General features: G+C 70.9%; 20 protein-coding genes. 6 read left to right on the top strand and 14 right to left on the bottom strand.

The window, feature by feature from the left end:
• The first annotated feature begins 15 nt into the window (after window positions 1-15).
• The gene (locus OG841_RS30740) at window positions 16-1,200 is read left to right on the top strand and encodes an MFS transporter (RefSeq protein ID WP_328638552.1); all 1,185 of its coding nucleotides are present in this window, start codon (window positions 16-18) and stop codon (window positions 1,198-1,200) included.
• A gap of 17 nt (window positions 1,201-1,217) precedes the next feature.
• On the opposite strand, the gene OG841_RS30735 is transcribed toward OG841_RS30740, so the two are convergent.
• The 10 genes from OG841_RS30735 to hrcA form a co-directional block, all read right to left on the bottom strand.
• The gene (locus OG841_RS30735; protein WP_328638553.1) at window positions 1,218-2,207 is read right to left on the bottom strand and encodes an adenosine deaminase; all 990 of its coding nucleotides are present in this window, start codon (window positions 2,205-2,207) and stop codon (window positions 1,218-1,220) included.
• A gap of 20 nt (window positions 2,208-2,227) precedes the next feature.
• A complete protein-coding gene (locus OG841_RS30730; RefSeq protein ID WP_328638554.1) occupies window positions 2,228-3,133 on the bottom strand; it encodes a ribonuclease Z in 906 nt (301 codons plus the stop codon).
• A 6-nt stretch (window positions 3,134-3,139) separates the two neighbouring features.
• Entirely contained in the window at window positions 3,140-3,493 is a 354-nt protein-coding gene (locus tag OG841_RS30725) for a histidine triad nucleotide-binding protein (protein WP_328638555.1), read from the bottom strand.
• A 34-nt stretch (window positions 3,494-3,527) separates the two neighbouring features.
• Window positions 3,528-6,743 (bottom strand): S41 family peptidase, encoded by a 3,216-nt coding sequence (locus OG841_RS30720; RefSeq protein WP_328638556.1) that lies wholly within the window; start codon window positions 6,741-6,743, stop codon window positions 3,528-3,530.
• 45 nt (window positions 6,744-6,788) lie between these two features.
• The gene (locus tag OG841_RS30715) at window positions 6,789-7,322 is read right to left on the bottom strand and encodes a hypothetical protein (RefSeq protein WP_328638557.1); all 534 of its coding nucleotides are present in this window, start codon (window positions 7,320-7,322) and stop codon (window positions 6,789-6,791) included.
• Between the two features lie 210 nt (window positions 7,323-7,532).
• The gene (locus tag OG841_RS30710) at window positions 7,533-7,925 is read right to left on the bottom strand and encodes a VOC family protein (protein ID WP_328638558.1); all 393 of its coding nucleotides are present in this window, start codon (window positions 7,923-7,925) and stop codon (window positions 7,533-7,535) included.
• A gap of 17 nt (window positions 7,926-7,942) precedes the next feature.
• Window positions 7,943-8,692, bottom strand: a complete 750-nt coding sequence (locus tag OG841_RS30705; protein WP_371567323.1) for a 16S rRNA (uracil(1498)-N(3))-methyltransferase — start codon at window positions 8,690-8,692, stop codon at window positions 7,943-7,945.
• Window positions 8,689-9,765, bottom strand: coding sequence for a nitronate monooxygenase (locus tag OG841_RS30700; protein WP_328638560.1), 1,077 nt, complete (start codon window positions 9,763-9,765; stop codon window positions 8,689-8,691). The genes OG841_RS30705 and OG841_RS30700 overlap by 4 nt, the downstream gene beginning before the upstream one ends.
• A gap of 166 nt (window positions 9,766-9,931) precedes the next feature.
• Complete coding sequence (gene dnaJ, locus OG841_RS30695) at window positions 9,932-11,071, bottom strand: molecular chaperone DnaJ (protein WP_007381949.1); 1,140 nt, start codon at window positions 11,069-11,071, stop codon at window positions 9,932-9,934.
• Window positions 11,072-12,088, bottom strand: coding sequence for a heat-inducible transcriptional repressor HrcA (gene hrcA / locus OG841_RS30690; RefSeq protein ID WP_057615852.1), 1,017 nt, complete (start codon window positions 12,086-12,088; stop codon window positions 11,072-11,074). It abuts the gene before it with no gap.
• A gap of 150 nt (window positions 12,089-12,238) precedes the next feature.
• Here hrcA and OG841_RS30685 point away from each other — a divergent pair, with 150 nt between their 5' ends.
• On the top strand, window positions 12,239-12,970 hold the full coding sequence (locus tag OG841_RS30685; RefSeq protein WP_328638561.1) for an MBL fold metallo-hydrolase: 732 nt from the start codon (window positions 12,239-12,241) through the stop codon (window positions 12,968-12,970).
• A gap of 31 nt (window positions 12,971-13,001) precedes the next feature.
• Window positions 13,002-13,841 carry a DUF3097 domain-containing protein gene (locus OG841_RS30680; RefSeq protein ID WP_328638562.1) on the top strand — a complete coding sequence of 280 codons (840 nt, stop codon included), beginning with the start codon at window positions 13,002-13,004 and terminating at the stop codon, window positions 13,839-13,841.
• A 215-nt stretch (window positions 13,842-14,056) separates the two neighbouring features.
• On the opposite strand, the gene hemW is transcribed toward OG841_RS30680, so the two are convergent.
• Window positions 14,057-15,289: a radical SAM family heme chaperone HemW gene (gene hemW / locus OG841_RS30675; RefSeq protein WP_328638563.1), complete on the bottom strand. Its 1,233-nt coding sequence runs from the start codon at window positions 15,287-15,289 to the stop codon at window positions 14,057-14,059.
• A gap of 31 nt (window positions 15,290-15,320) precedes the next feature.
• The gene (locus OG841_RS30670) at window positions 15,321-17,312 is read right to left on the bottom strand and encodes an ATP-binding SpoIIE family protein phosphatase (protein WP_328638564.1); all 1,992 of its coding nucleotides are present in this window, start codon (window positions 17,310-17,312) and stop codon (window positions 15,321-15,323) included.
• A gap of 156 nt (window positions 17,313-17,468) precedes the next feature.
• Between OG841_RS30670 and OG841_RS30665 the strand changes: the two genes are divergently transcribed.
• Window positions 17,469-21,545 (top strand): HAMP domain-containing protein, encoded by a 4,077-nt coding sequence (locus OG841_RS30665; protein ID WP_328638565.1) that lies wholly within the window; start codon window positions 17,469-17,471, stop codon window positions 21,543-21,545.
• A gap of 13 nt (window positions 21,546-21,558) precedes the next feature.
• Window positions 21,559-22,107 carry a response regulator gene (locus OG841_RS30660; protein WP_328638566.1) on the top strand — a complete coding sequence of 183 codons (549 nt, stop codon included), beginning with the start codon at window positions 21,559-21,561 and terminating at the stop codon, window positions 22,105-22,107.
• Window positions 22,108-22,190: 83 nt separating this feature from the next.
• On the opposite strand, the gene OG841_RS30655 is transcribed toward OG841_RS30660, so the two are convergent.
• Window positions 22,191-24,065: an AMP-dependent synthetase/ligase gene (locus tag OG841_RS30655; RefSeq protein ID WP_328638567.1), complete on the bottom strand. Its 1,875-nt coding sequence runs from the start codon at window positions 24,063-24,065 to the stop codon at window positions 22,191-22,193.
• Window positions 24,066-24,296: 231 nt separating this feature from the next.
• Complete coding sequence (lepA, locus tag OG841_RS30650; protein WP_371567317.1) at window positions 24,297-26,165, bottom strand: translation elongation factor 4; 1,869 nt, start codon at window positions 26,163-26,165, stop codon at window positions 24,297-24,299.
• Window positions 26,166-26,420: 255 nt separating this feature from the next.
• Here lepA and rpsT point away from each other — a divergent pair, with 255 nt between their 5' ends.
• Window positions 26,421-26,681: a 30S ribosomal protein S20 gene (gene rpsT, locus OG841_RS30645; RefSeq protein ID WP_057615865.1), complete on the top strand. Its 261-nt coding sequence runs from the start codon at window positions 26,421-26,423 to the stop codon at window positions 26,679-26,681.
• The last annotated feature ends 219 nt before the right edge of the window (window positions 26,682-26,900 follow it).

Genomic DNA, 26,900 nt, shown 5'->3' with positions numbered 1-26,900 from the left:
GCCCTGGGAACGCCCGTGTCCGCCCGCACCACCCTGCCCTGGCCCCTCGTTGCCCTTTTCACGGCCGGGTACCTCGCCCCCTACCTCCTCCCGACCACGGTCGGCAGGCTGGACTCGGGGCTTCCGCTCACCGCCACCGAGGCGGGTGCCGTCGGCAGCGCGCTGCTGCTGAGTTCGGCGGCGGCAGGCTTCCTGCTCGCCTCCCGCGTCGACCGCGTCGGCCCCCGCACCCTCGCCCGCATCGGCCTCACCCTCGCCGTCCTCGGCTACGGCGGCGCCGCCCTCGCCCACGCCGTCCCGGCCGTCGTCGTGGGCGCGCTGATCGGCGGCTTCGGATCCGGTACGTCGACGGCGGTGGCCGCCACCGGCATCGCCGCCCAGCCGGACCCGCACCGCACCACGACGGTCGGCCTCCTCTGCGTCTCCGCACTCGCGGGCGCCGTGTACCTGACCGTCCCCCACCTGGGCCCCGGTCACGGCCGGCCGTTGGCCGCGATCGCCCTCACCGCGCTGGCGGTCTGGCCCCTGACGGGCCGTCTCCCCCTCGCCACGGCCCCCGCCCGAAGCCAGGAGACGCGTGCCCCGCTCCCCCGCCCCCGGGCCGGCCTCCTCCTCGCCGGCACCCTGCTCTGCTGGTCCCTCGCCCAGAACGCCCTCTGGGGCGTCAGCGGCCGCATCGGCCTCACCCAGGCCCACCTCTCCGAGGCGACGGTCGGCGCGGTCTTCGCGATCGCCCTCGGCGCGGGCCTGCTGGGCGTCGTCGGCGCGGGCGCCCTGGGCCCGCGCCTCGGCCGCGCGCTCCCCATCGGCGGCGGCACCGTCCTCATCGCCGCCTGCATCACCCTCAGTGCCTCGGCGACCGACCTGACGTCCTTCGCGTCCGGCGAGATCGCGTGGAACACGCTCTACCCGATCGTCCTGTCGTACGTCATCGGCCTGGCCGCCTCCCTGGACCCCCGCGGCCGCTGGGCGGTCCTGGTCGGCTCGGCGTCCTCTCTGGGCACGGCAGCGGGCCCGCTGACCGGCAGCCTGCTGGCCACACAGGCCGGCTTCCCGGCGATGGGGACGGTCCTGGCCGTCGGCCTGCTGCTGATCGCCGTACCGATGACGGCGGTGGCGACGGGTGCGGGCAGGCGCACGCTGCCGGTGGTGCAGATCCCGGTGGAGACCCAGGCGTACGACAAGGCAACGGCCGCATAGGTGCCGCCGGTGCCACCTCAGAACTCGTACGCGTCAACTTCCGCAAGGTACCGGGCCCGCAGCTCCTCATCGTGCTCCAGGAAGGACGCGAGGAAGGAGTTGCGGGCCAGCTCCCGCAACCGTTCCTCGCCCAGGCCCAGCGCCGAGCGCACCGCGTCGAAGTTGTCCCCCGCATACCCCCCGAAGTACGCCGGGTCGTCGGAGTTCACCGTGCAGAGCAACCCGGCGTCCAGCATCGCCGGCAACGGATGGTCGGCGAGCACATCGACCGTACGAAGCCGCACGTTGGACAACGGGCACAGGGTCAGCGGAACCCGGTCCCGCACCAGCCGCGCGACCAGCTCCTCAGACTCCATGCACCGCAGCCCATGGTCTATTCGCTCCACCCCGAGCACGTCCAGCGCCTCGACGATGTACTCCGGCGGCCCCTCCTCCCCGGCGTGAGCCACCCGCCGCAGTCCCAGCTCCGCCGCGGCCTCGTACACCTCGCGGAACTTCACCGGAGGATGCCCCACCTCGGCGGAGTCGAGCCCCACACCGACGATCCGGTCGAGATACGGCTTGGCGGCCTCGAGGGTCTCGAGCGCGGACTGCGCGGACTCGTCCCGCAGGAAGCACATGATCAGCTGCGTGGAGACACCGTGCACGGCCTCGCTGTGGGCCAGCGCCCGCCCCAGCCCCTCCACGACCGTCCCCATCTCCACGCCCCGCGCGAGGTGCGCCTGCGGGTCGAAGAAGATCTCCGCGTGCCGCACCCCCTGCGCCGCGGCCCGGGCGAGATAGGCGTTCGCCAGGTCCTCGAAGTCCCGCTCGGTGCGCAGGACGGCCATGAGCTCGTAGTACAGGTTCAGAAAGGACTGGAGGTCCTCGAACCGGTACGCCTTGCGGAGCGTGTCCGTGTCGGCGTACGGCAGCTCGACGCCGTTGCGCGCGGCCAGCTCGAAAGCCAGCTCCGGCTCCAGGGTGCCTTCGATGTGCAGGTGCAGTTCAGCTTTGGGGAGGGACATCGGAGCATCGTACGGCCGCTTTATCGCCGTTTCGGAACCGGGACCCGCAGGAGGTCGTGGGCCACGGTCAGCTCGCCCTCGTAGCCGGCCGCCCGCGCCTGCCGCTCGAACTCCTCCGGTTCGGAGTACCGCTGACTGAAGTGCGTGAGCACGAGATGCCGTACGCCGGCGTCGCGGGCCACCCTCGCGGCCTGACCGGCGGTCAGATGGCCGTGCTCCACGGCGAGTTGCTCGTCCTCGTCGAGGAAGGTCGACTCGATGACGAGCAGGTTGCAGCCGGCCGCGAGGGCGTGGACGCCGTCGCAGAGGCGGGTGTCCATGACGAACGCGAACCGCTGGCCCCGGCGAACCTCACTGACGTCGTCGAGGGAGATGCCGTTGAGGGAGCCTTCCCTCTGGATCCGTCCGACGTCGGGCCCCTTGATGCCGTACGCGGCGAGGCGGTCGGGGAGCATGCGGCGACCGTCGGCTTCCGTGAGGAGATAGCCGTAGGACTCGACGGGATGGGAGAGCTTGCGGGCCTGGAGGGTGTAGCCGCCGGTGCGCGCGATGACCCCGTCCTCGGCGACCGGTGCCTCGGTGAGCCGGACGGTCTCCCGGTACGCCGTCGCGTACCGCAGCCGGTCGAAGAAACGCTGCCCCGACTTCGGGTAGTGGGCGGTGACCTCGTGCGGGACCCGGTCCAGGTTGATGCGCTGGATCACGCCCGCGAGGCCGAGGGAGTGGTCGCCGTGGAAGTGGGTGACACAAATCCGGTTGAGGTCGTGGGCGGCGACCCCGGCGCGCAGCATCTGACGCTGGGTGCCCTCGCCGGGGTCGAAGAGGATGCCCTCGCCGTCCCACCGCAGCAGATAGCCGTTGTGGTTGCGGTGCCTTGTGGGGACCTGGCTGGCGGTGCCGAGGACGACCAGTTCACGTACGGACACGGTGGGTTATCCGGGGGGCCAGTGCAGGCCGCGGCCGCCGATCACGTGGGCGTGGGCGTGCCAGACGGTCTGGCCGGCGCCGCTGCCGGTGTTGAAGACCGTGCGGTAGCTCTCCAGCTTCTCGTCGTCGGCGACGGCCTGGGTCTCGCGGAGGACGTCGGCGGCCAGCTCGGGCGCGGCGGCGGCGAGCACCGCCGCAGTCTCGTAGTGGGCCTTGGGGATCACCAGGACGTGGGTGGGGGCCTGGGGGTTGATGTCCCGGAAGGCGATGGTGGTGTCCGTCTCCCGGATGATCGTCGCCGGGATGTGGCCTTCGACGATCTTGCAGAACAGGCAGTCGCCCTGGGGTTCCCCTGGCATGGTGTTCCTTTCGCCTCGGATCTCGGGGGGCATCTTAGTCAGGCAGGGTCGGCGGAATCTTGGCAGGACTGCTGTCCAATGCCTCCAGGGCGATCCGCACCGCGGCGTCCAGCTGCGTGTCCCTGCCCGCCGCGTAGTCCTGCGGCCTCTGCACGACCTCCACGTCGGGGTCGACCCCGTGGTTCTCCACGCCCCACTCGTAACCCTCCAGCCAGAACGCGTACTTGGGCTGGGTGATCAGCGTGCCGTCGACCAGGCGGTAGCGGCTGTCGATGCCGATGACCCCGCCCCACGTGCGCGTTCCCACCACCGGGCCGATGCCCAGCGCCTTGATCGCCGCGTTGACGATGTCGCCGTCGGATCCCGAGAACTCGTTCGCCACCGCCACGACGGGACCGCGCGGCGCGTCCCTCGGGTAGCTGTAGGCGCGCATTCCGCGCGGCAACGCCCAGCCGACGATCCGGCGGGCCAGCTTCTCGACGACCAGCTGGGAGGTGTGGCCGCCGCGGTTCTCCCGGACGTCGACCACGAGCCCCTCGCGGGCCACCTCGACCCGCAGGTCGCGGTGGATCTGGGCCCAGCCGGGGGCCTGCATGTCCGGGACGTGCAAGTACCCCAGCCGTCCGCCGGACTTCTCGTGGACGTAGGCGCGGCGGTCGGCGACCCAGGCGTGGTAACGCAGGGGTTCCTCGTCGGAGATCGGTACGACGACCGCGTGCCGCAGTTCGCCGCCGCCGGACGGGGAGATGGTGAGCTCGGTCGGTTTGCCCGCCGTGCCGACCAGGAGGGGACCGGGGCCCGTGACCGGGTCGACGGGGTGACCGCCGACCGCGACGATCGCGTCCCCGGCGCGGACCGCGACGCCGGGTGCGGCGAGCGGGGAGCGGGCGTCGGGGTCGGAGGTCTCGGTCGGCAGGATGCGGTCGATACGCCACTGTGCCGACCCGTGGGGGCCGTCCTCGTGGCGGGAGATGTCGGCGCCGAGCAGGCCCTGGCGTGGGCCGTGGCCGTGGCCGCCGCGGGGGGTGACGTAGGCGTGGGAGGTGCCGAGTTCGCCGTGGACCTCCCAGAGGAGGTCGACGAGGTCGTCGTGGGTGGCCAGACGGTCCAGGACGGGGCGGTAGCGGTCGAGCACGCCGTTCCAGTCGACACCGCTCATGTCCGGGCGCCAGAAGTGGTCGCGCATGATGCGGCCGGTCTCCGCGTACATCTGGCGCCACTCGGCCGACGGGTCGACGGTCTGGCGGATGCGGCCGAGGTCGACGGAGATGTTCGTGTCGCTGTCGTCGTCGTTCGAGGCGCGGCGGTCGCTCGGTACGACCTTCAGGCGGCCGTCGGTCCACAGCAGGACCCGCTTGCCGTCGCCGCTGACGGCGAAGTGGTCGGCGTCGGCGGCGAGGTGCTCGAGCCGCTGCTGGGCGAGGTCGTAGCGCTGGAGGTCGGTCTTGGGGTCGGGGTCGTCCGGGGTGGCCCGGGAGGAGCCGAGGACGCCCTGGACGGGGTGCCGGAGCCACAGCACGCCGTCCTTGGCCGCGCGGAGGTTGGAGTAGCGGCCGGCCTCCACCGGGAAGGGCACGATCCGGTCGGCGAGGCCCTCGAGGTCGATACGGGTGGCCGGGGTGCCCTCGCTGTCGGGGGTCTCGTCCTTGTCGGGGGCCTCGAAGGGGCGGCCGTGGCGCTGCGGGCCGAACGGGGACGGGGTGGTCGCGGCCAGGGTGATCAGGTGCGGGCGGTCGCCGACCACGAAGGCGAGGTCGAAGACGTGCTCGTCGTAGACCGGGTCGAAGGAGCGGTTGGACAGGAAGGCCAGGTGCTTGCCGTCGAGGGTGAAGGCGGGGGCGTAGTCCTGGAAGCGCAGCGGGGTCGCCTCGGTGACCGACAGGTCGGTGGTGTTGGCGAGGCGGAGCTGGCAGAGCGGGGCGGGGCCGGGGTGCGACCAGGCGAGCCAGGCCGAGTCGGGCGAGAAGGTCAGCCCTCGTACATCGCCGTCCTCACTGCGGTCGACCTCGCGGACCTCGCCGGTCTCCCGCTCGACGAGCAGCACCCGGCCGTCGTGCGCGGCGACCGCGGCCCGGCTGCCGTCGGGGGCCATGGCCAGACCCAGGACGCGGCCGAGTTGTCCCGCGGCGAGGCGGCGCGGGGTGGCGCCGGGGGCGAGACCGGTGGCGGGCGCGAACTCCAGGGCGTCGTCGCCCTCCGCGTCCGTCACCCACACCACCCACTCCTCGCCCTCCGTGCGGAAGGTGCGCGGCAGCCGGGCCCGGACGCCGGGTTCGGCGGCGAGGGCGCGGGCCGGGCCCGAACGGTGGGTGACCCAGTGGACGGCACCGCGCACCGCGACCGCGCTGCCGCGCGCGGTGTGGTCGGGAGCGGCCGAGCCGAACCAGCGGGAGGCGTCCACGGGGAACGGCTGCCGGTCGGCACGCTGTCCGCCGAGCCGGACCTCCAGGCGGCGAGGTTCTGCGCCGTCGAGGTCGTCGAGGATCCACAGTTCGCCGGCGGAGGTGTAGACGACCCGGGTGCCGTCGCCTGCCGCATGCCGGGCGTAGTAGCCGTCGAGAGGCGTGTGCCGTCGCAGGTCGGAGCCGTCGGCGAGGGAGGAGTAGACGGCCCCGGTGCCCTCGTGGTCCGAGAGGAAGGCGATCCGGTCGCCCGCCCACACGGGGTACTCCAGGTTTCCGTCCAACTCCTCATGCAGCCGTACGAATGCGCCGTCGCCCTCGGGATCGATCCACAGCTTGCCCGCCGTACCGCCCCGGTACCGCTTCCACCAGGCGGCCTCCCGGCCCATGGGCGCGGAGAGGATCACGGTCGCCGGTCCGTACGCGACCTGGCCGACGGGCCCGTACGGCAGGGTGGTGCCGGGGCCGCCGTCGAGCGGGACGGTGTGCGCCCAGCTGCGGCGCAGGCTGGCCTGGCCGTGGGTGGTGATCGCGAGGACCTCGCCCTCCGGGGTCCAGCCGCGCACCTGGGTGCGTGCACTGCCCCAGTGGGTCAGCCTCCTGGACGGTCCGCCGTCGACCGGGGCGATGTGCACCTCGGGGGCGCCGTCGCGGGCGGAGGTCCAGGCGACGGTCGTGCCGTCGGGCGAGATACGGGGGTGGGTGACGGGTACGTTGTCCGCGCTGACCCGCCAGGCGCGCCCGCCGTCGAGCGGCGCGAGCCACACGTCGTCCTCGGCGGTGAAGGCCACCAGCTCGCCCTGCAGATGGGGAAACCGGAGATATGCAGACGTCGCAGGCTGTGTCACCCGATCACCCTACGCACGGGCCGTCCCCGTGCACAGAGGTTTCGATCACTTGCCGTCGGGCCAGCACTGCGGGTCCTTCTGGCACCAGATGGTCTTCGTGACGGTCACGGTGACGGTCGGGCCTGGCTGTCGCGGGTTGTCGGCCGGCGGGGTGGGCGTGGCGTTGCAGTCGCCGAGTCCCTCCACGTGGAACCACTGTTTGCCGCCGACGGTGGCGGTGAGGTCTCCGCGCACACACGCGCCGCTGACGGTCCGGGTCACCTTGCCCTTGACGGTGATGTCCTTGCCGTCCCGTGTCTTCCCGTCGCAGTCGACGGTGGCGACGGTGTTCACACTGGAACTCGGTGTCCGGTCGCCGTTGTCGTACGTGGCCGTGCAGGTCAGCCAACTCACGTCGGCCTTCTGCCGGTTCAGCTCCTTGGTGACCAGCTGGTCGGTGGTGTACGACACGGTCGCGGAGCTGACCACGCCGGTCGGATCGCACGCGGCGACCCCGCCCACGGCCAGCACGGCAACCCCGATCACACCCGCTACTCGCACCCCGCGCGGCCGACGCCAGTTCCGTCTCAACGCCACCATGGAGGGCAGCCTGCCACTGACCCGCCCGGGACGGTAGGGCGCATACGGCCACCTGTGCGCCGGTCGGGCACCGCGATGTGCTCCACCTGGTCCTCGACGGAGTCCGCACCCGGGTCGTCTTCCGGGAGGGCGAGCGAGGGGGCAGCTCCGACGGCTACGGGCTGCCCGGTGCAGTGGAGTTGGACGGCTGGGACCGGTTCGACGTGGTGCTCAGGTGCGCAGCAGCAGCCACTGCTGCAGCTCCACCAGGTTGCCCTCCGGGTCCTTGAGGTGGGCGACGCGCATCCGGTCCGTCATCGGGGACGGGCCGTGCAGCAGGGTGGCACCACGGGACGCGATCTGCTCGCAGTAGGTGTCCAGGTCGTCGACGCGGAGCACGACCAGGGAGCGGTGGCCGGTGGCCGAGTCGCCCAGTTCACCGAGGACCGCCGCCATCATCGACCGGTCCTGCAGGGCGATGCCCGCCGAGCCGGTGGCGGGGCTGAACTTCTCGTACGGCCCGCCCGTCGCCCCCGACTGGGGCTTGAGGCCGAGGACCTCGGCGTAGAAGCGGTAGCAGGCGGCGAAGTCGGTGACGAGCAGACGTACTTGGGCGAGTTCCACAGCCGTCCTTCCAGGGGTCAGGACCAGCGGCCGGTGCGGCCGAGGAGCAGAGCGGTCGCCGCGGTTCCGGCGGTCGAGGTACGCAGCACGGTGGGCCCGAGGACGTAGGCGCGCGCACCGGCCTCCTCGAAGAGCGCCAACTCGTCCTTGGCGACGCCTCCTTCGGGACCGACGACCAGCACGATCTCACCCTCGTCGGGGAGTTCGGCGGTGGCCAGCGGCTCGCTGCCGCGGTCGAAGTCGGAGTGGAGCACCGCGGCGAAGTCGGCTTTGGCGAGAAGTGCGGCAACCTGTTTGGTCGTCGCCGCGTCCGCGACCTCCGGGAAGCGGACCCGGCGGGACTGCTTGCCGGCCTCGCGGGCGGTGGCCCGCCACTTGGCGAGCGCCTTCAGGCCCCGGTCGCCCTTCCACTGGGTGATGCAGCGGGCGGCCTGCCAGGGCACGACGGCGTCGACGCCGACCTCGGTCAGGGTCTCGACGGCGAGTTCACCGCGGTCGCCCTTGGGGAGGGCCTGGACGACGGTGATGCGGGGCTGGGCCCGGGGTTCCTCCGCCACCGAGTCCAGCTGGACGATCAGCCGGTCCTTGCCCTCGGTGCCGAGCACCACGCAGTCGGCCCAGCGCCCGGCCCCGTCGGTGAGGATGACGTCCTCGCCGGGCTGGAGCCGCTTCACGGAGACGGCGTGGCGGCCTTCGGGGCCGTCGAGGACGTAGCGTCCGCCGCCGCCCGCGTCGAAGTTCTCGACCACGAACACCGGTGCGGTCATCGCAGGTCCCCCGTGCCTGACAACGCTGTCCTGGCCGCGTCGAGTTCGGCGGCGAGTATCTCCACCAGCTGCCCCGCGGGCAGCTCGCGCGCCATCCGGTGCCCCTGGCCCGCCCACAGCGCCATGCCCTGGGCGTCCTTGGCCTTGGCGGCGGCCTTCCTGAGCGGGGCGGTGAGGTGGTGGACCTCGGGGTAGGCGGCGGGCGCGTACGGTCCGTGCTCGCGCAGGAATCGGTTGACCAGGCCACGAGCCGGTCTGCCGGAGAAGGCGCGGGTCAGCTCGGTGCGGACGTAGAGGGGGTTGGTCAACGCCTGCTTGTGCACGTCGTGGGCGCCGGACTCGTGCGTGGCGAGGAACGCCGTGCCGAGCTGGGCCGCGCTCGCGCCCGCGGCGAGGACGGCGGCGATCTGGCTGCCGCGCATGATGCCGCCGGCGGCGACGATCGGGATGGTCACCGTCTCCCGGATCTGGGCGACGAGGGAGAGGAGACCGAGGCCGGAGCCGTCCTGCTCGGGGAGGTCCCGGTGGGTGCCCTGGTGACCGCCTGCCTCCACGCCCTGCGCGATGACCGCGTCGGCGCCCGCGTACTGCACGGCGAGGGCCTCTTCGGGGGTGGTCGCGGTGACGAGGGTGAAGGTGCCGGCCCGGCGCAGCGACTCCAGGACCTCACTGCTCGGGATGCCGAAGTGGAAGGAGGCCGCCGGCACGGGGTTGTCGAGGAGTACGGCGAGCTTGGCGTCGTACCCGTCGTCACGGCCGCTGTCGGGGTCGCCGAGCTCGGTCTCGTACCAGGTGGCCTCGCCGGCGAGCTGATGGGCGTAGACCTCGACGGCCGCGGGGTCGGCGTACTCGGGTTGTGGCATGAACAGGTTGACCCCGAAGGGCAGCCCGGTCAGTCCGCGCAGCTGCTTGATCTCCTGGTACAACCCGTCGGCCGTCTTGTACCCGGCGGCGAGGAACCCGAGCCCGCCCGCCTCGGACACGGCGGCGGCGAGCCGCGGCACGGAGACGCCGCCCGCCATGGGGGCCTGCACGATCGGGTGACGGAAGAGATCGGTCAGCGCGGAGGACATGACGGCATGTTGTCACGTCCTCCGAACAAGTCCGAATCGGGCCTTGGACACCTCACGTACGGCCGTTGAACGCGTCCTTCAACCGCGAGAACAGCCCCTGCTGCCCCGGCTGACTGTGTCTGCCCGCGGGGGACGACCCCCGGACCCCCGGCAGTCGTCCCACACCTCACGTACGGCCGTTGAACGCGTCCTTCAACCGCGAGAACAGCCCCTGCTGCCCCGGCTGGAACTGCCCCGTGGGCCGTTCCTCGCCGCGCAGCTTCGCCAGCTCGCGCAGCAGGCGCTCCTGCTCGGGGTCCAGCTTGGTCGGGGTCTGGACCTCGACGTGGACGATGAGGTCGCCCCGGCCGCCGCCGCGCAGGTGGGTGACGCCCCGGCTGTGCAACGGGATCGACTGGCCGGACTGGGTACCGGGCCGGATGTCGACCTCCTCCATGCCGTCCAGCGTCTCCAGCGGCACCTTCGTGCCGAGCGACGCCGCCGTCATCGGGAGCGTGACCGTGCAGTGCAGGTCGTCGCCACGCCGCTGGAACTGCGAGTGCGGGAGTTCGTGGATCTCGACGTAGAGGTCACCGGCGGGACCGCCACCGGGACCGACCTCGCCCTCACCCGCAAGCTGGATCCGCGTGCCGTTGTCCACACCGGCCGGGATCTTCACGGTCAGCGTGCGGCGCGAGCGGACCCGGCCGTCGCCGGCGCACTCCGGGCACGGGGTCGGGACCACGGTGCCGAAGCCCTGGCACTGCGGGCACGGCCGGGACGTCATGACCTGGCCCAGGAAGGACCGCGTCACCTGCGACACCTCACCGCGGCCGCGGCACATGTCACACGTCTGGGCCGAGGTCCCCGGCGCCGCGCCCTCACCACTGCAGGTGGTGCACACGATCGCCGTGTCGACCTGGATGTCCTTCGTGGTGCCGAAGGCCGCCTCGTCGAGTTCGATCTCGAGACGGATCATGGCGTCCTGGCCGCGCCGGGTGCGCGAGCGCGGACCCCGCTGCGACGCCGTACCGAAGAACGCGTCCATGATGTCCGAGAAGTTCCCGAACCCACCGGCCCCGAAGCCGCCCGCGCCACCGCCGCCGGCCTGCGAGAGCGGGTCGCCGCCGAGGTCGTAGACCTGCTTCTTCTGCGGGTCCGACAACACCTCGTAGGCGGCGTTGATCTCCTTGAACCGCTCCTGGGTCTTCGGATCCGGGTTGACGTCCGGGTGCAGCTCGCGCGCGAGCCGACGGAACGCCTTCTTGATCTCATCCTGCGACGCGTCGCGGCGCACGCCGAGAACGGCGTAGTAGTCCGTGGCCACTTACGACTCCGCCAGGATCTGTCCGACGTACCGTGCCACTGCGCGTACCGCTCCCATCGTTCCCGGGTAATCCATGCGGGTCGGTCCGACCACGCCGAGCTTGGCGACTGCCTCGTTGCCCGAACCGTAGCCGACCGACACCACCGAAGTGGAGTTGAGTCCCTCGTAGGCGTTCTCGTGACCGATGCGTACGGTCATGCCCGAATCCCCCGCCTCGCCAAGGAGTTTGAGGAGGACGACCTGCTCCTCCAGGGCCTCCAGGACGGGCCGGATGGTGAGGGGAAAGTCATGTCCGAAGCGGGTGAGATTGGCGGTGCCGCCGATCATCAGCCGCTCCTCGTTCTCCTCGACGAGTGTCTCCAGGAGAGTGGAGAGCACTGTCGTGACCGTACCCCTGTCCTCGACGTCGAAGCCTTCGGGCAGGTCCTCGACCAGTCGCGGCACGTCGGCGAACCGGCGCCCCGCGACCCGGCTGTTGAGCCGGGCCCGCAGATCGGCGAGCGAGGCCTCCCCGAAGGGTGCCGGGCAGTCGACCATGCGCTGCTCGACCCGGCCGGTGTCCGTGATCAGCACGAGCATCACGCGCGCGGGGGCGAGCGAGAGCAGTTCCACATGCCGCACGGTCGAGCGGGTGAGGGACGGGTACTGCACGACGGCGACCTGCCGGGTCAGCTGCGCGAGCAGCCGCACGGTCCGGGCCACGACGTCGTCGAGGTCCACCGCGCCGTCGAGGAAGTTCTGGATGGCGCGCCGCTCGGGCGCGGTCATCGGCTTGACGCCCGCGAGCTTGTCGACGAACAGCCGATAGCCCTTGTCGGTCGGGATGCGCCCGGCACTGGTGTGCGGCTGGGCGATGAACCCCTCGTCCTCCAGGGCCGCCATGTCGTTGCGGACGGTCGCCGGGGAGACGCCGAGGTTGTGCCGCTCGGTCAGGGCCTTCGACCCGACCGGCTCCTCGGTGCCGACGTAGTCCTGGACGATGGCGCGCAGCACCTGGAGCCTGCGTTCACTCAGCATCGCGCACACCTCCAGAAGTCGTTCCCTCGGCACCTCGCCTGGCACTCTGTCCGTCCGAGTGCCAACGCTCCCCGGCCAGTGTACGGCGGTGGGGTAGTCCCCGGGCAAGGCTGGTCCCGGCGTGACGGGTCGTACGGCTAGCGTCGCGGTATGACGGTGACTTGGGAAGAGCTCGGGTGGGAGCGGGTCGCGACCGGGGTGGGGCGGTGCCGGCTGCCCGGCTGGGACTGCACGGCGGGCCTGGTGATCGGCGAGGGCACGGCCCTGCTGATCGATTCCGGCTCCGGCCTCGCGGAGGGCGCCCGCCTGCGCGCACAGGCCGAGGAACTCGCCGGCCATCGTGTGACCCATCTCGCTCTCACCCACCCCCACTTCGACCATGTCTTCGGGGCGTCGGCGTTCGCGGGGGCGGAGGTGTTCGGCGCGGTGGGTGCGGAGACGGTGCTGAGGGGACGGCTGGGCCGCGCGGAGCTGCGGGCGGACGCGGTGCGCAACGGACTGGACGCGGCGGTGGCCGACGAGGCGGTGGACGCCCTCGTCTGTCCCCGGCATCACGTCTCCGGCGAGTGGACGCTCGACCTCGGCGGCGGCCGCCAGGCGCTGCTGGCGAACGTCGGCCCCGGCCACACGGCCCACGACCTCGCCGTCCTCGTCCCCGGTTCCCCGGAGGTCGTCTTCTGCGGCGACCTGGTCGAGGAGTCGGGCGAACCGCAGGCGGGCCCGGACGCCGTACCGCCGCACTGGCCCGCCGCGCTGGACCGGCTGCTGGCCCTGGGCGGCGAGGACGCGCTGTACGTGCCCGGTCACGGAGCGGTGGTGGACGCGGCGTTCGTCCGGGCACAACGGGACGCGCTGGCGGCCCGCTTCGGCGTGTCGTCATGACTCCCGAGCCGCTTCTCCTATCGTCATCCGAATGCGCCAGTACTCCGCCGACCTGACCCCTCCGTGGAAGAAGCCCAAGCCGGTGCCGGAGGTCCCCGCCGAGCCCGGTCTGGTGGTCGAGGAGCCGGGGACGGGCTTCTGCGGTGCGGTGATCCGCTGCGAGGCGGGGACGGTGACGCTGGAGGACCGCTTCGGCAAGCACCGGGTGTTCCCGCTGGAGCCGCGCGGCTTCCTCCTGGAGGGCCGGGTGGTGACGTTGGTGAAGCCGTCAGGCGCTTCGGGCGCTTCGGGCGCTTCGGGCGCTTCGGGCGCTTCGGTACGACCTTCCCGTACCGCGTCCGGATCGGTGGCCGTCCCCGGCGCCCGCGCGCGCGTGGCCCGCGCGGGCCGTATCTACGTCGAGGGCCGCCACGACGCGGAACTGGTGGAGAAGGTCTGGGGCGACGACCTGCGCATCGAGGGCGTGGTCGTGGAGTACCTGGAGGGCGTGGACGACCTCCCGTCGATCGTGGCCGAATTCGCGCCGGGCCCGGACGCCCGCCTCGGCGTCCTGGTCGACCACCTGCTCCCCGGCACGAAGGAGTGGCGCATCGCACAGGAGGTGACGAGCGAACACGCCCTCGTCGTCGGCCATCCGTACATCGACATCTGGGAGGCGGTGAAGCCGTCGTCCCTGGGCATCGAGGCGTGGCCCCGGGTACCGCGCGGCCAGGACTGGAAGACGGGCGTGTGCCGGGCGCTGGGCTGGCCGTCGGAGAACACGGGCGCGGTGTGGCAGGCGATCCTGAAGCGGGTGGGCTCCTACAAGGACCTGGAGCCGGAGCTGCTGGGCCGGGTGGAGGAACTGATCGACTTCGTCACGGCGCCGTAGCGGATACGCGCGGCGAGTCCGCGGGCGGGTCGTACGGCTGCGGGCCGGTGGGGGCTGGTCGCGCCCACGCGGCGGTAGCCGCACATCGATACAGCCCCGCGCCCCTGAGCAGGTTGCCGCAGCTGCACCCACCCAAGGGGCGCGGGGAACTGCGCGACCAGCCACAACGAACCCGCAGCCGCCGCACAACCCGACGCGTCACCCCCACCAGGCGCCTAATCCACCAGATCCCGCACCACTGCGTCCGCCAGCAACCGCCCCCGCAGCGTCAGCACGGCCCGGCCCTCCTCGTAGGGCGCCGCCTCGAGCAGCCCCTCCCCCAGCGCCCGCCGAGAGGCGGTCAGACCCTCCTCGCGCAGCAGCGACAGGGGCGCACCCTCCCGCAGCCGCAGCTCCAGCAGAATCCGCTCGACCCGCCGGTCCTCGTCCGACAGCAGCTCACGCCCCGCCCCCGGAGACTTCCCGGAGGCCAGCGCCGCCGCGTACGCGCCAGGATGCTTCACGTTCCACCAGCGCACCCCGCCCACGTGCGAGTGCGCTCCGGGCCCGGCGCCCCACCAGTCCGCGCCCCGCCAGTACAGCTCGTTGTGCAGGCACCGGCCCGCCTCGGACGTGGCCCAGTTCGACACCTCGTACCAGTCGAACCCGGCCTCCGCCAGCACCGAGTCCGCGATCAGATACCGGTCCGCGTGCACGTCGTCGTCCGTCATCGGCACCTCGCCCCGACGGATACGCCGAGCCAGCTGGGTGCCCTCCTCGACGATCAGCGCGTACGCCGACACATGATCCGGTCCGGCCCCGATCGCCGCCTCCAGGGAGGCCCGCCAGTCGTCGTCCGACTCCCCGGGCGTGCCGTAGATCAAATCCAGGTTGACATGCGAGAACCCCGCCGCCCGCGCCTCGGACACACACGCCTCGGGCCGCCCCGGGGTGTGCGTACGGTCCAGCACCTTCAGCACATGCTGCCGCGCGCTCTGCATCCCGAAGGACACCCGGTTGAAGCCGCCCGCCCGCAGCTCGGCCAGGTACGCCGGGTCCACCGACTCCGGGTTCGCCTCGGTCGTCACCTCCGCGTCCGCGGCCAGCCCGAACTCGTCACGGATCGCCCCCAGCATCCGTACGAGATCCCCGGCGGCCAGCAGCGTGGGCGTACCGCCGCCGACGAACACCGTGCGGACCGGGCGCGGGTCGTCGCCGAGGACCTTGCGCGCCAGGCGGATCTCGTCGATCAGCGTCTCCGCGTAGTTGTCGCGGGAGGCCAGCACCCCGCCCGAACCCCGCAGCTCGGTCGCGGTGTAGGTGTTGAAGTCGCAGTAGCCGCAGCGGGTCGCGCAGTACGGGACGTGCAGATAGAAACCGAGCGGGCGGTCGGCGGACCCGGTGAGCGCGGACGCGGGGAGTGAGCCGTCGTCGGGGACGGGTTCGCCGTCGGGGAGTGCGGAAGGCATGTCCTCCATTGTCCCGCACCCCGGCGGACTCCTACTCCGCCTGCAACACCAGCAGCGCCAGGTCGTCCTCCGGCGGCCGCGCCCCGAACTCGTGGACCAGCCGCTTGATCCGCTCCGCGATCAGCTCGGCGTCCAGCCCCGCGCAGCCGGCCAGCGCGTCCGCGAGCCCGTCCTCGTCGTCGAACTGCCGGGAGCCGCTGCGCCGCTCGGTCACCCCGTCGGTGACGCACAGCAGGCTGTCGCCGGGCCGCAGCTCGAAGGTCTCACTGGTGTACGTCTCGTCCTCGACGACCCCGAGCAGGGTCTGCGGCCGCGCGGCCGTACGGACCTCGCCGCCCGATCCGAGCAGCAGCGGCAGCGGATGCCCGGCGGAGGCGAGGGTGCAGCGCACTCCGCCCTCGAAGGGCGCGAGCTCGCCGTAGAGGAGGGACAGGAAGCGGGTCTGCGGGCCGTCGCCGGGGTTCATGGGGCGGCCGCCCGCGGAGGCCAGGGCCCGTGCCGCCGCGTCCGCGGCCTCCGTCGCGTCGTCGAGGAGCAGCTGGTTGAGGCGGTCGAGGACATCGGCCACGCGGTAGCCCTCGCGGGCCAGCAGCCGGAGCCAGGGCCGGGCGAGACCGATCACCACGGCGGCCTCGGGGCCCTTGCCCTGCACGTCACCGACGGCGAAGCACCAGCGGCCGTCACCGGCCGGGAAGAGGTCGTAGAAGTCGCCGCTGGGCCCGCCCTTGTCGCACGGCTCGTACACCAGGGCGCTGCGCACCCCGGGGATCTCGGCGACCGCACCGGGCAGCAGTCCGCGCTGGAGCACCGCGCTGATGGTGGCCTGGCGCGCGTACTGGCGGGCCGCGCCGATGGCCAGCGCCACCCGGCGGCTGAGGTCCTCGAGGAGCCCGGTGATCTCGTCGGGGAAGGAGACCAGCCCGGCCCGGCCGATGACCAGGGTGCCCAGCGGGCGGCCGCCGGCCGTGAGGCGGTAGGCGAGGGCGGAGCCGTGCGTGCCGTGCGGGCCCAGTGCCTCGGCGGGCCAGGGGAACGGCACCGGGCCGGGATGGTCCGGCCCGGTGCCGGGCGGCTCCTTCTCCAACGCCTGCCGCAGATCCTCGATCCGGGTCTCGGAGCAGTGCCAGACCCGGGCCAGCCGGGGCCCGGACACACCGCCCTCGCCCCAGCCGGTCCCGGTCTCGGCCTCCCCCGGACGGGGAGACCCCCAGCGCCCGGCGACCTCGTCCTCCAGCCACACCGCGCACCAGTCGGCCAGCCGCGGCACGATCAGCTGGCCGGCGAGGGCGGCCACCAGGTTCTCGTCGAGCTGGCCGGCGAGCAGGTCGGAGGCCTCGGCGAGGAAGGACAGCGCCCCGCGATTCAGCCAGTCCCGGTCGTGCTCACCGCGAGCGGCGGGCGCGGGCGGGACCGGGGCGCGGAACGGGGGCGACTCCGGGGCGAGTATCCCGGCGACCCGCAGCGCCCGGTCCCGTGCGCGGTCCCCGGCGTACGCCTGGATCCCGTCGAGGGCCTCCTTGCCTCCGGCCGGCAGCTGCGCCCACACGGTCTTGGCGCCCGTGCGGTAGGTGATGCCCCAGGTCTCGGAGAGCGCGGCGACCAGGCGCAGCCCACGCCCGTACTCCGGTGTGCCGTACGACGGTTCGGGGTCACCGTCGCGAGGGGCCCGCGAGGGATGGTGGTCGAGGACCTCCACGACGAGGGCACCGGTGTGCGCCTCCAGGCGGCAGTCGAGCTCGACGTCGGTGCCCGCGTGGATGACGGCGTTGGTGACGAGCTCGCTGACCACGACCACGGCGTCGTCGGCCTGCCGGTCGGTGAGGAACTCGGTTCCGGGCAGGGCGAGTTCGGTCCATTCGGTGAACGCGGCCCGTAACAGGGCCCGCGCCGAGCCCGGCGCGAGCGGACCGCCGGAAAGGGCGGCGTGGGCGCGCGCCGTGGCGTGCGGGAGCGCGTCGCCGTCGCGCGTCGGCACGTCGGACGCACGGGCAACGGACTCCCGTTGCGCAGGAATGGCCCCCATGTCCGTCTCCCGAACCAGTTCGGACGAATACACCTCAGTCGATGCGGACAGAGTGACAGACTGGCCACGCCCATAAGCGCCGAGTTACCGAAGTGGGCCGCCATGAGTGAGAACAGTGGTACAGCTGTGCTCGAAGACGGACAGAATGCCGACCGGATGCGAGCATCGGATCTGCGCCCTCTGCTCGCCGCGATGACCGCGGCCCGGGACGGCGACTTCCGCCGGATGCCGGAGTCCGGGGACGGGATCGTGGCGGAACTGACGGCCGTCTTCAACCAGCTGGTGGACCGCAACGTCCACTTCACCGGCGAGGTCAACCGTGTGAAGCGGGAGCTGGTGCGGCACGGCCGGCTCGACGAGCGGCTCTCCCCCAGCCCTGGGCAGGGGTCGTGGACCTCCCGGGTCAACGACGTGAACCAGCTGCTCGACGCCCTGGTGGCCCCGGCCGCCAACGCGACCCGGGTCCTGGACGCGGTGGCCGGCGGTGATCTGACCCAGCGGGTCGATCTGCACGACGGCAACCGGCAGTTGCGCGGTGATCTACGACGTCTCGGCCGGGCCGTGAACAAGATGGTCGACCAGCTCTCCCTGTTCACGGGCGAGGTGACCCGGGTGGCCCGCGAGGTCGGCACCGAGGGGCGGCTGGGCGGGCGGGCCAAGGTGACGGGTCTGTCGGGCAGTTGGCGGGACGTGACCGAGGCGGTCAACACCATGGCGTCCCGGCTGACCGCGCAGGTTCGGGACATCGCCCTGGTGACCACGGCGGTGGCCCGCGGCGACCTGACCCGTACGGTCACGGTCGAGGCGACGGGCGAGCTGCTCGAACTGAAGCTGACCGTGAACACGATGGTCGACCAGCTCTCCGCCTTCGCCGACGAGGTCACCCGGGTGGCCCGCGAGGTCGGCACCGAGGGGCAGTTGGGCGGCCGGGCCCAGGTACGCGGGGTGTCCGGGGTCTGGAAGGACCTCACGGACAACGTCAACTTCATGGCGTCGAACCTGACGTCGCAGGTGCGCAACATCGCCCAGGTGACGACGGCCGTGGCGAACGGAGATCTGAGTCAGAAGATCACGGTCGACGCGCAGGGCGAGATCCTCGAGCTGAAGTCCACGATCAACACCATGGTCGACCAACTGTCGGCCTTCGCCGACGAGGTGACCCGCGTGGCCCGCGAGGTCGGCACCGAGGGCAATCTCGGCGGACGAGCTCAAGTGCGGGGTGTCAGTGGCGTCTGGAAGGACCTCACCGACAACGTCAACTTCATGGCGGACAACCTGACCTCGCAGGTCCGCAACATCGCGCTGGTGTCGACGGCGGTGGCCCAGGGCGACCTCGGCAAGAAGATCACGGTCGAGGCGAAGGGCGAGATCCTCGAGCTGAAGTCGACCATCAACACGATGGTGGACCAGCTGTCGGCCTTCGCCGACGAGGTCACCCGGGTGGCCCGCGAGGTCGGCACCGAGGGCAACCTGGGCGGTCAGGCGCAGGTGCGGGGCGTGTCGGGCGTCTGGAAGGACCTCACGGACAACGTCAACTTCATGGCCCTGAACCTGACCTCGCAGGTCCGCAACATCGCCCAGGTCACCACGGCCGTGGCCAACGGCGACCTGTCGAAGAAGATCACGGTCGACGCCCGCGGCGAGATCCTCGAACTGAAGGACACCGTCAACACGATGGTGGAGCAGCTGCGGGCCTTCGCCGACGAGGTCACCCGCGTGGCCCGCGAGGTCGGCACCGACGGCCGGCTCGGCGGGCGGGCCCAGGTGCTGGGTGTCTCCGGGGTCTGGCGGGACCTGACCGACAACGTCAACTACATGGCCGACAACCTGACGTCACAGGTGCGGAACATCGCCCAGGTGACGACCGCGGTGGCCAACGGCGACCTGTCCAAGAAGATCGACGTGGACGCGCGCGGCGAGATCCTGGAGCTGAAGACCGCCATCAACACCATGGTCGACACGCTCTCCTCCTTCTCCTCCGAGGTCACCCGCGTGGCCCGCGAGGTGGGCTCCGAAGGCCAACTCGGCGGCCAGGCACGGGTCGAGGGCGTGTACGGCACCTGGAAGCGGCTGACGACGAACGTCAACGAGCTGGCGTCCAACCTGACCACTCAGGTCCGGGCGATCGCCGAGGTCGCCTCCGCGGTGGCCCAGGGCGACATGTCCCGCGCCATCACCGTGGAGACCCAGGGCGAGGTCACCGAGCTCAAGGACAACATCAACCTGATGGTGGCCAACCTCCGCGAGACGACCCGGGCCAAGGACTGGCTGGAGTCGAACCTCGCTCGCCTGGCCGCCCTGATGCAGGGCCACCGGGACCTGATGGAGGTGGCCGACCTGATCCTGCGCGAGCTGACCCCGCTGGTGAACGCCCAGTACGGGGCGTTCTTCCTGGCCGACCCGGACGAGGACGGCGCCGCTCTGCGCACCACCGTTCCCGCGAAGGGACTCGCGTTCATCGCGGGCTACGGCTCGGCGCAGGGCGCGACCGTCGACACCGGCGGCATGCCGGTCCACGGCCTGGTGCGCCAGGCGGCCCGCGAGAAGAAGCGCATCCTGGTGGAAGAGGCCCCGCCGGACTACATCAAGATCAACAGCGGGCTCGGCGAGGCGGCCCCGGCCAGCGTCGTCATCATCCCGATCCTCTTCGAGGACAAGCTCCTCGGCGTGATCGAGCTGGCGTCCTTCTCCCGCTTCTCCGATGTCCACCTGGCCTTCTTCGACCAGTTCGTGAACACCATCGGCGTCGCCATCAACACGATCATCGCCAACTCCCGCACCGAGTCCCTGTTGGGCGAGTCCCAGCGCCTGGCCATGCAGCTCCAGGAGCGCTCGGACGAACTCCAGAAGCAGCAGGCGGAGTTGCAGCGATCGAACGCGGAACTGGAGGAGAAGGCGGCCCTGTTGGCCACCTCGTCGCAGTACAAGTCGGAGTTCCTGGCGAACATGTCCCACGAACTGCGCACGCCGCTGAACTCCCTGCTGATCCTGGCGAGGCTCCTCTCCGACAACCCCGACGGCCGTCTCTCCGACCAGGAGGTGCAGTTCGCGACGACGATCCACCGGTCGGGCTCGGACCTGCTCCAACTGATCAACGACATCCTGGACCTGTCGAAGATCGAGGCCGGCCGGATGGACGTACGCCCGAAGAAACTGCCGCTGATCAAGCTGCTCGACTACGTCCACGCGACCTTCCGCCCGCTCACCCTGGACCGGGGGCTCGCCTTCGAGGTGGCGGTGGGCGAGGACGTGCCGCGCGAGATGTACTCGGACGAGCAGCGCCTCCAGCAGATCCTGCGCAACCTGCTCTCCAACGCGATCAAGTTCACCGCCGGCGGCCGGGTCGAACTGCGCGTGAACCGCATCAAGGACCCCGAGCACGTGTACGTCCGCGACAGCGACGACGTGGTCGCCTTCGCGGTCTCCGACACCGGCATCGGCATCGCCCGGGAGAAGCTCCCGGTGATCTTCGAGGCGTTCCAGCAGGCCGACGGCACGACCAACCGCAAGTACGGCGGCACGGGGCTCGGTCTGTCCATCAGCCGGGAGATCGCGGGCCTGCTGGGCGGCCGTATCGTCGCGGAGAGCGAACCCGGCAAGGGCTCCACCTTCACGCTCTACGTCCCCGTCGTCAGCCCCGGCCACCCGGCGACCGGCCCGACCACCGAGGACCGTCTCCTGCCGGCCCCGGAGGACCTGTCCACCGAGCCCTACCCGACCGCCCACGACGCCGAGGACTCCTGGCCGGCCCCCACCAAGCTGGAGGCGTGGACGGCGGGCCGGGCAGGTCAGGTGCTGTCGGGACGGCGGGTGCTGATCGTCGACGACGACATCCGCAACGTCTTCGCCCTCACCCATGTGCTGGGCCGGGTCGGCATGCCGGTCCTGTACGCGGAGAACGGCCGCGAGGGCATCGAGACCCTCGAGCGCAACCCGGATGTGGAACTCGTGCTGATGGACATCATGATGCCGGAGATGGACGGCTACGAGACCATCGCCGCCATCCGCCGCACCTCGCGCTGGTCGGGGCTGCCCATCGTCGCGCTCACCGCGAAGGCGATGCCCGGAGACCGTGAGAAATCGATCGCGCGCGGCGCCAACGACTACGTACCCAAGCCGGTGGACGTCGACCAGCTGCTGACCGTCGTCTGGGCGCTCCTGGACCCCGAGGGCGCTCAGGCGGAGGAGCGGACCGACGCAGAGGAAGCGGTGGTCCCGCCCACCGACGACTGAATGAGGCAGTCACATGAGCAGCGCCGAGGCAAGGACCGACGAGAGCGCGGGCATCCTCCTGGTCGACGACATGGAGGACAACCTGATCGCGCTGGAGGCCGTCCTGGGATCCCTCAACGAACCACTGTTCCGCGCCCGTTCGGGCGAGGAGGCGATGAAGGCCCTGCTCCGCCGCCAGTTCGCCCTGGTCCTCCTGGACGTCCGCATGCCGGGCATGGACGGCTTCGAGACGGCGGCGCACATCAAACGCCTGGACCAGACGAAGGACGTCCCGATCATCTTCCTCACGGGCGCGGAGGACGACTCCGGCTACGCCTTCCGCGGCTACGCGACGGGCGCCGCGGACTACCTGACCAAGCCGTTCGACCCCTGGGTGCTGAGGGCGAAGGTGAGCGTCTTCCTGGAACTGCACCGGAAGAACCTGCAGCTGGAGAGACTGCTGGCGCGACAACGGATGGACTATGAGGAGGTCGGCAAGCGACTGGCAGCCCTGGAAGACGAGTTGACGGAATCTCAGCGCACCCAGGTGAAGGAACTCCGGCACCTTCTGGAGAAACGGTGAGGTGACGCAGGGGCGCGGGGCTGTATCGATATGCGGCTTCGCCGCGTGGGCGCGACCAGCCCCGCCACCCCTCTGGTAACGCCCTACGCCTCGCGAGAGCCCGCGTACATCTCGTCGATGAGGTGCTTGTACTCCCGCTCCACCACAGGCCGCTTCAGCTTGAGACTCGGCGTGATCTCACCGTGCTCCACGTCCAGGTCCCTCGGCAGCAACCGGAACTTCTTGATCGTCTGCCACCGCTGAAGCCCCTCGTTGAGCTGCTTCACATAGCCCTCGACCATGGAGACGGTGACCGGCGCGGCGACGATCTCCGCGTACGACCTGCCTTCGAGCCCGTTCTCCTTGGCCCACTCCAGGATGGACACCTCGTCCAGCGCGATGAGCGCCGTGCAGAAGTTCCGGTCCGCCCCGTGCACCAGGATGTTGGACACGTACGGGCACACCGCCTTGAACTGCCCCTCGACCTCGGCGGGCGCGATGTACTTGCCGCCGGACGTCTTGATGAGGTCCTTCTTGCGGTCGGTGATCCGCAGATACCCGTCGGGCGACAGCTCACCGATGTCCCCGGTGTGGAACCACCCGTCGGCCTCGAGAACCTCGGCGGTCTTCTCGGGCAGCCCGTGGTACCCCTCCATGATCCCCGGGCCCCGCAGCAGGATCTCCCCGTCGTCCGCGATACGGACCTCCGTGCCGGGCAGCGGCTTGCCGACCGTACCGGTGCGGTAGGCCTCGCCCGGGTTCACGAAGGAGGCCGCCGAGGACTCCGTGAGGCCGTAGCCCTCGAGGATGTGGATGCCGGCGCCGGCGAAGAAGTACCCGATCTCGGGTGCGAGCGCGGCGGACCCGGAGACACACGCCCGCAGGTTCCCGCCGAACGCCTCCCGGATCTTCGAGAAGACCAGCGCGTCGGCCACCTTGTGCTTGGCGCTCAGCCCGAAGGACGCACCCGCGGTTCCGGTGCGCCGGAAGTTGTCCTGGCTCTCCTTGGCGTAGGCGCGGCCGACCTCGGCGGCCCACTGGAAGATCTTGTACTTGGCGCCGCCGCCCGCACGGGCCTTCGCGGCGACCCCGTTGTAGACCTTCTCGAAGATCCGCGGGACGGCCGCCATGTACGTCGGCTGCACCACCGGCAGATTCTCGATGATCTTGTCGACGCGGCCGTCGACGGCGGTGACGTGACCGACCTCGATCTGCCCGGAGGTGAGCACCTTGCCGAAGACGTGGGCGAGCGGCAGCCACAGGTACTGCACGTCCTCGCTGCTGATCAGGCCGGTCGCGGCGGTCGCCTTCGCCATGTAGGCCCAGTTGTCGTGCGGCAGCCGTACGCCCTTGGGACGGCCGGTGGTGCCGGAGGTGTAGATCAGCGTCGCGAGCTGGTCCTTGGTGATCGCGCCGACCCGCTCCTTGATCAGCTCGGGGTCCTTCTCGAGGCGGGCGGCACCACGGGCCTCCAGCTCGGAGAGGGTCAGGATCCAGTCGGCGGTCTCGACGCCGGCCGGGTCGATCACCACGACATGGGTGAGGGCGGGCAGCTCGCCGCGCTTCTCGACCGCCTTGGCGAGCTGGGCCGCATCCTCCGCGATCAGCACCCGGCTCTCGGAGTCGGACAGGATGAACGCCGACTCGTCGGCGTTGGTCTGCGGGTAGACCGTGGTCGTGGCGGCGCCGGCGCACATGATGCCCAGGTCCGCGAGGATCCACTCGATCCGGGTCGCGGAGGCGAGGGCGACCCGCTGCTCCGGCTGCACTCCCAGTTCGATCAGCCCGGCCGCGATGGCGTACACCCGCTCCGCGGCCTGCGCCCAGCTGAGCGACTTCCAGTCGTCCGGGCCCTGCCCGGAGGCCGCCGGTACCGGGTACCGGTACGCCTCGGCGTCCGGCGTGGCCGCAACGCGCTCCAGGAAGACGGTCGCCACACTCGGCGGACGGTTCTCGATCAGTGTCTGTGTGTCGCTCACGACATCCTCCGGGGCCCGCGACAATGCGGCTGGCTCAGGTTTCGGCTTGTTTAACTCGCGAGTAACTATCGAGCAGGGATCAGAGTAAAGCGCGGCCGACCCGTTCGTAAGGGGCGGCGGCCTGTCACTTCGCACAGAGCGCGACACTACGCACGCGTAGGGGTCCACCGCACTTTCGCACGACGGACCCCTTTCCGTCCGATTCGACGGGTAACCGGCTGTAACCCGCGGTTACTTCTTGCCCTTGCCCGACCCCGCGCTGTCATCGCTGGAGAGCACGGCGATGAAGGCCTCCTGCGGAACCTCCACGGAACCCACCATCTTCATCCGCTTCTTGCCTTCCTTCTGCTTCTCAAGGAGCTTCCGCTTACGGGAGATGTCACCGCCGTAGCACTTGGCGAGGACGTCCTTGCGGATGGCGCGGATGGTCTCGCGGGCGATGACCCGGGAGCCGATGGCTGCCTGGATGGGCACCTCGAAGGCCTGCCGTGGGATGAGCTCGCGCAGCTTGGCGACGAGCCGCACACCGTAGGCGTAGGCCGCGTCCTTGTGCGTGATCGCCGAGAAGGCGTCCACCTTGTCGCCGTGCAGCAGGATGTCGACCTTGACCAGGCTGGAGGCCAGCTCGCCGGTGGGCTCGTAGTCCAGAGACGCGTAACCGCGCGTCTTCGACTTCAGCTGGTCGAAGAAGTCGAAGACGATCTCCGCGAGGGGAAGCGTGTAGCGGATCTCGACCCGGTCCTCGGACAGGTAGTCCATGCCGAGCAGGGTGCCGCGCCGGGTCTGGCACAGCTCCATGATCGAGCCGATGAACTCGGACGGGGCGAGGATCGTGGCGCGTACGACGGGCTCGTACACCTCACTGATCTTCCCCTCCGGGAACTCGCTCGGGTTGGTGACGGTGTGCTCGGTGCCGTCCTCCATGAGGACGCGGTAGACCACGTTCGGGGCCGTGGCGATCAGGTCGAGGCCGAACTCGCGCTCCAGCCGCTCCCGGATCACGTCGAGGTGCAGCAGGCCGAGGAAGCCGACGCGGAAGCCGAAGCCGAGGGCCGCGGAGGTCTCCGGCTCGTAGACGAGGGCGGCGTCGTTGAGCTGGAGCTTGTCGAGGGCGTCGCGCAGCTCGGGATAGTCGGAGCCGTCCAGCGGATACAGACCCGAGAAGACCATCGGCTTGGGGTCCTTGTAGCCGCCGAGCGCCTCGGTCGCCCCCTTGTTCAGGGTGGTGATCGTGTCACCGACCTTGGACTGGCGGACGTCCTTCACGCCGGTGATGATGTAGCCCACCTCGCCGACACCGAGACCGTCGGCGGAGAGCATCTCCGGCGAGTTGGTCCCGATCTCCAGCAGTTCGTGCGTGGCGTTCGTGGACATCATCCGGATGCGCTCGCGCTTGTTGAGCTGTCCGTCGATGACTCGTACGTACGTCACCACGCCCCGGTAGGAGTCGTAGACGGAGTCGAAGATCATCGCGCGGGCCGGAGCGTCCTGGACGCCGACCGGGGCGGGGACCTCCGCCACCACCTTGTCGAGCAGCGCCTCGACGCCGAGCCCGGTCTTGGCGGAGACCTTGAGCACGTCCTCGGGGTCGCAGCCGATGAGGTTGGCGAGTTCCTCGGAGAACTTCTCCGGCTGGGCGGCCGGCAGGTCGATCTTGTTCAGTACAGGGATGATCTTGAGGTCGTTCTCCATCGCCAGGTAGAGGTTGGCGAGGGTCTGGGCCTCGATGCCCTGGGCGGCGTCGACGAGGAGGACGGTGCCCTCACAGGCGGCGAGCGACCGCGAGACCTCGTAGGTGAAGTCGACGTGCCCCGGGGTGTCGATCATGTTGAGGATGTGCGTGTTGCTCTTGTCGTGGGTCGGGGCCCACGGCAGACGCACCGCCTGCGACTTGATCGTGATTCCGCGCTCACGCTCGATGTCCATACGGTCGAGGTACTGAGCACGCATCTGGCGCTGGTCGACCACGCCGGTCAGCTGGAGCATCCGGTCGGCGAGCGTGGACTTGCCGTGGTCGATGTGCGCGATGATGCAGAAGTTGCGGATCTGAGCCGGGTCGGTACGGCTCGGCTCGGGCACGTGGCTGGGGATCGCGGGCACGCAGGGTCCTGATTCTTGAGGCGTCCGCAGTGTCTGCGGTCTCGGGTCGGATCGATACGTAGCCTCCATGGTCCCACGGGCGGGGACCGGCGACCGGTTTGGGCCACTCGCGGAGCCGCTGGTAGTCTGAGTGGCTGTGTCCTCATGCCCTCTCAGCGCGAGGCACAACTCCGAGAAATCACCTGGTACGGGACCCTGGGTTTCCCTCCGTGGAAATCCTCCTGGCCCCGTGCCTGAACCTGTAGAGGCTCATTCGTGGCGAACATCAAGTCCCAGATCAAGCGGATCAAGACCAACGAGAAGGCCCGGCTGCGCAACAAGGCCGTCAAGTCCTCCCTGAAGACCGCGATCCGCAAGGCCCGTGAGGCCGCTGCCGCGGGTGACGCCGAGAAGGCCACCGAGTACCAGCGCGCTGCTGCGCGTGCGCTCGACAAGGCCGTCGCCAAGGGCGTCATCCACAAGAATCAGGCCGCCAACAAGAAGTCGGCGCTTGCTTCGAAGGTCGCCGGCCTCTAAGGCTGACTCTTTCTGATCTGACCGGTCCCGTGCTACGGGACCGAACCGCCGGAAGGACCCAGAGCGGGCCCTCTCTCATCCGCTCCCGACCGGCCCCCAGGAGCCACGCGCGGCCTGCGTTCGCCACGCGGGCGTGGCTCCGACAGCTTGAGCCGAAGGCCCCGGTGCCGTGCCCTTCCCCAGGGCAGCGTGACCGGGGCCTTCGTCATGACGTGCGCG

It is taken from the genome of Streptomyces canus, assembly GCF_041435015.1.
Classification (GTDB): domain Bacteria; phylum Actinomycetota; class Actinomycetes; order Streptomycetales; family Streptomycetaceae; genus Streptomyces; species Streptomyces canus_G.
Note: the sequence above shows the minus strand (reverse complement) of the source record. Positions and strands in the feature narration are given on the sequence as shown.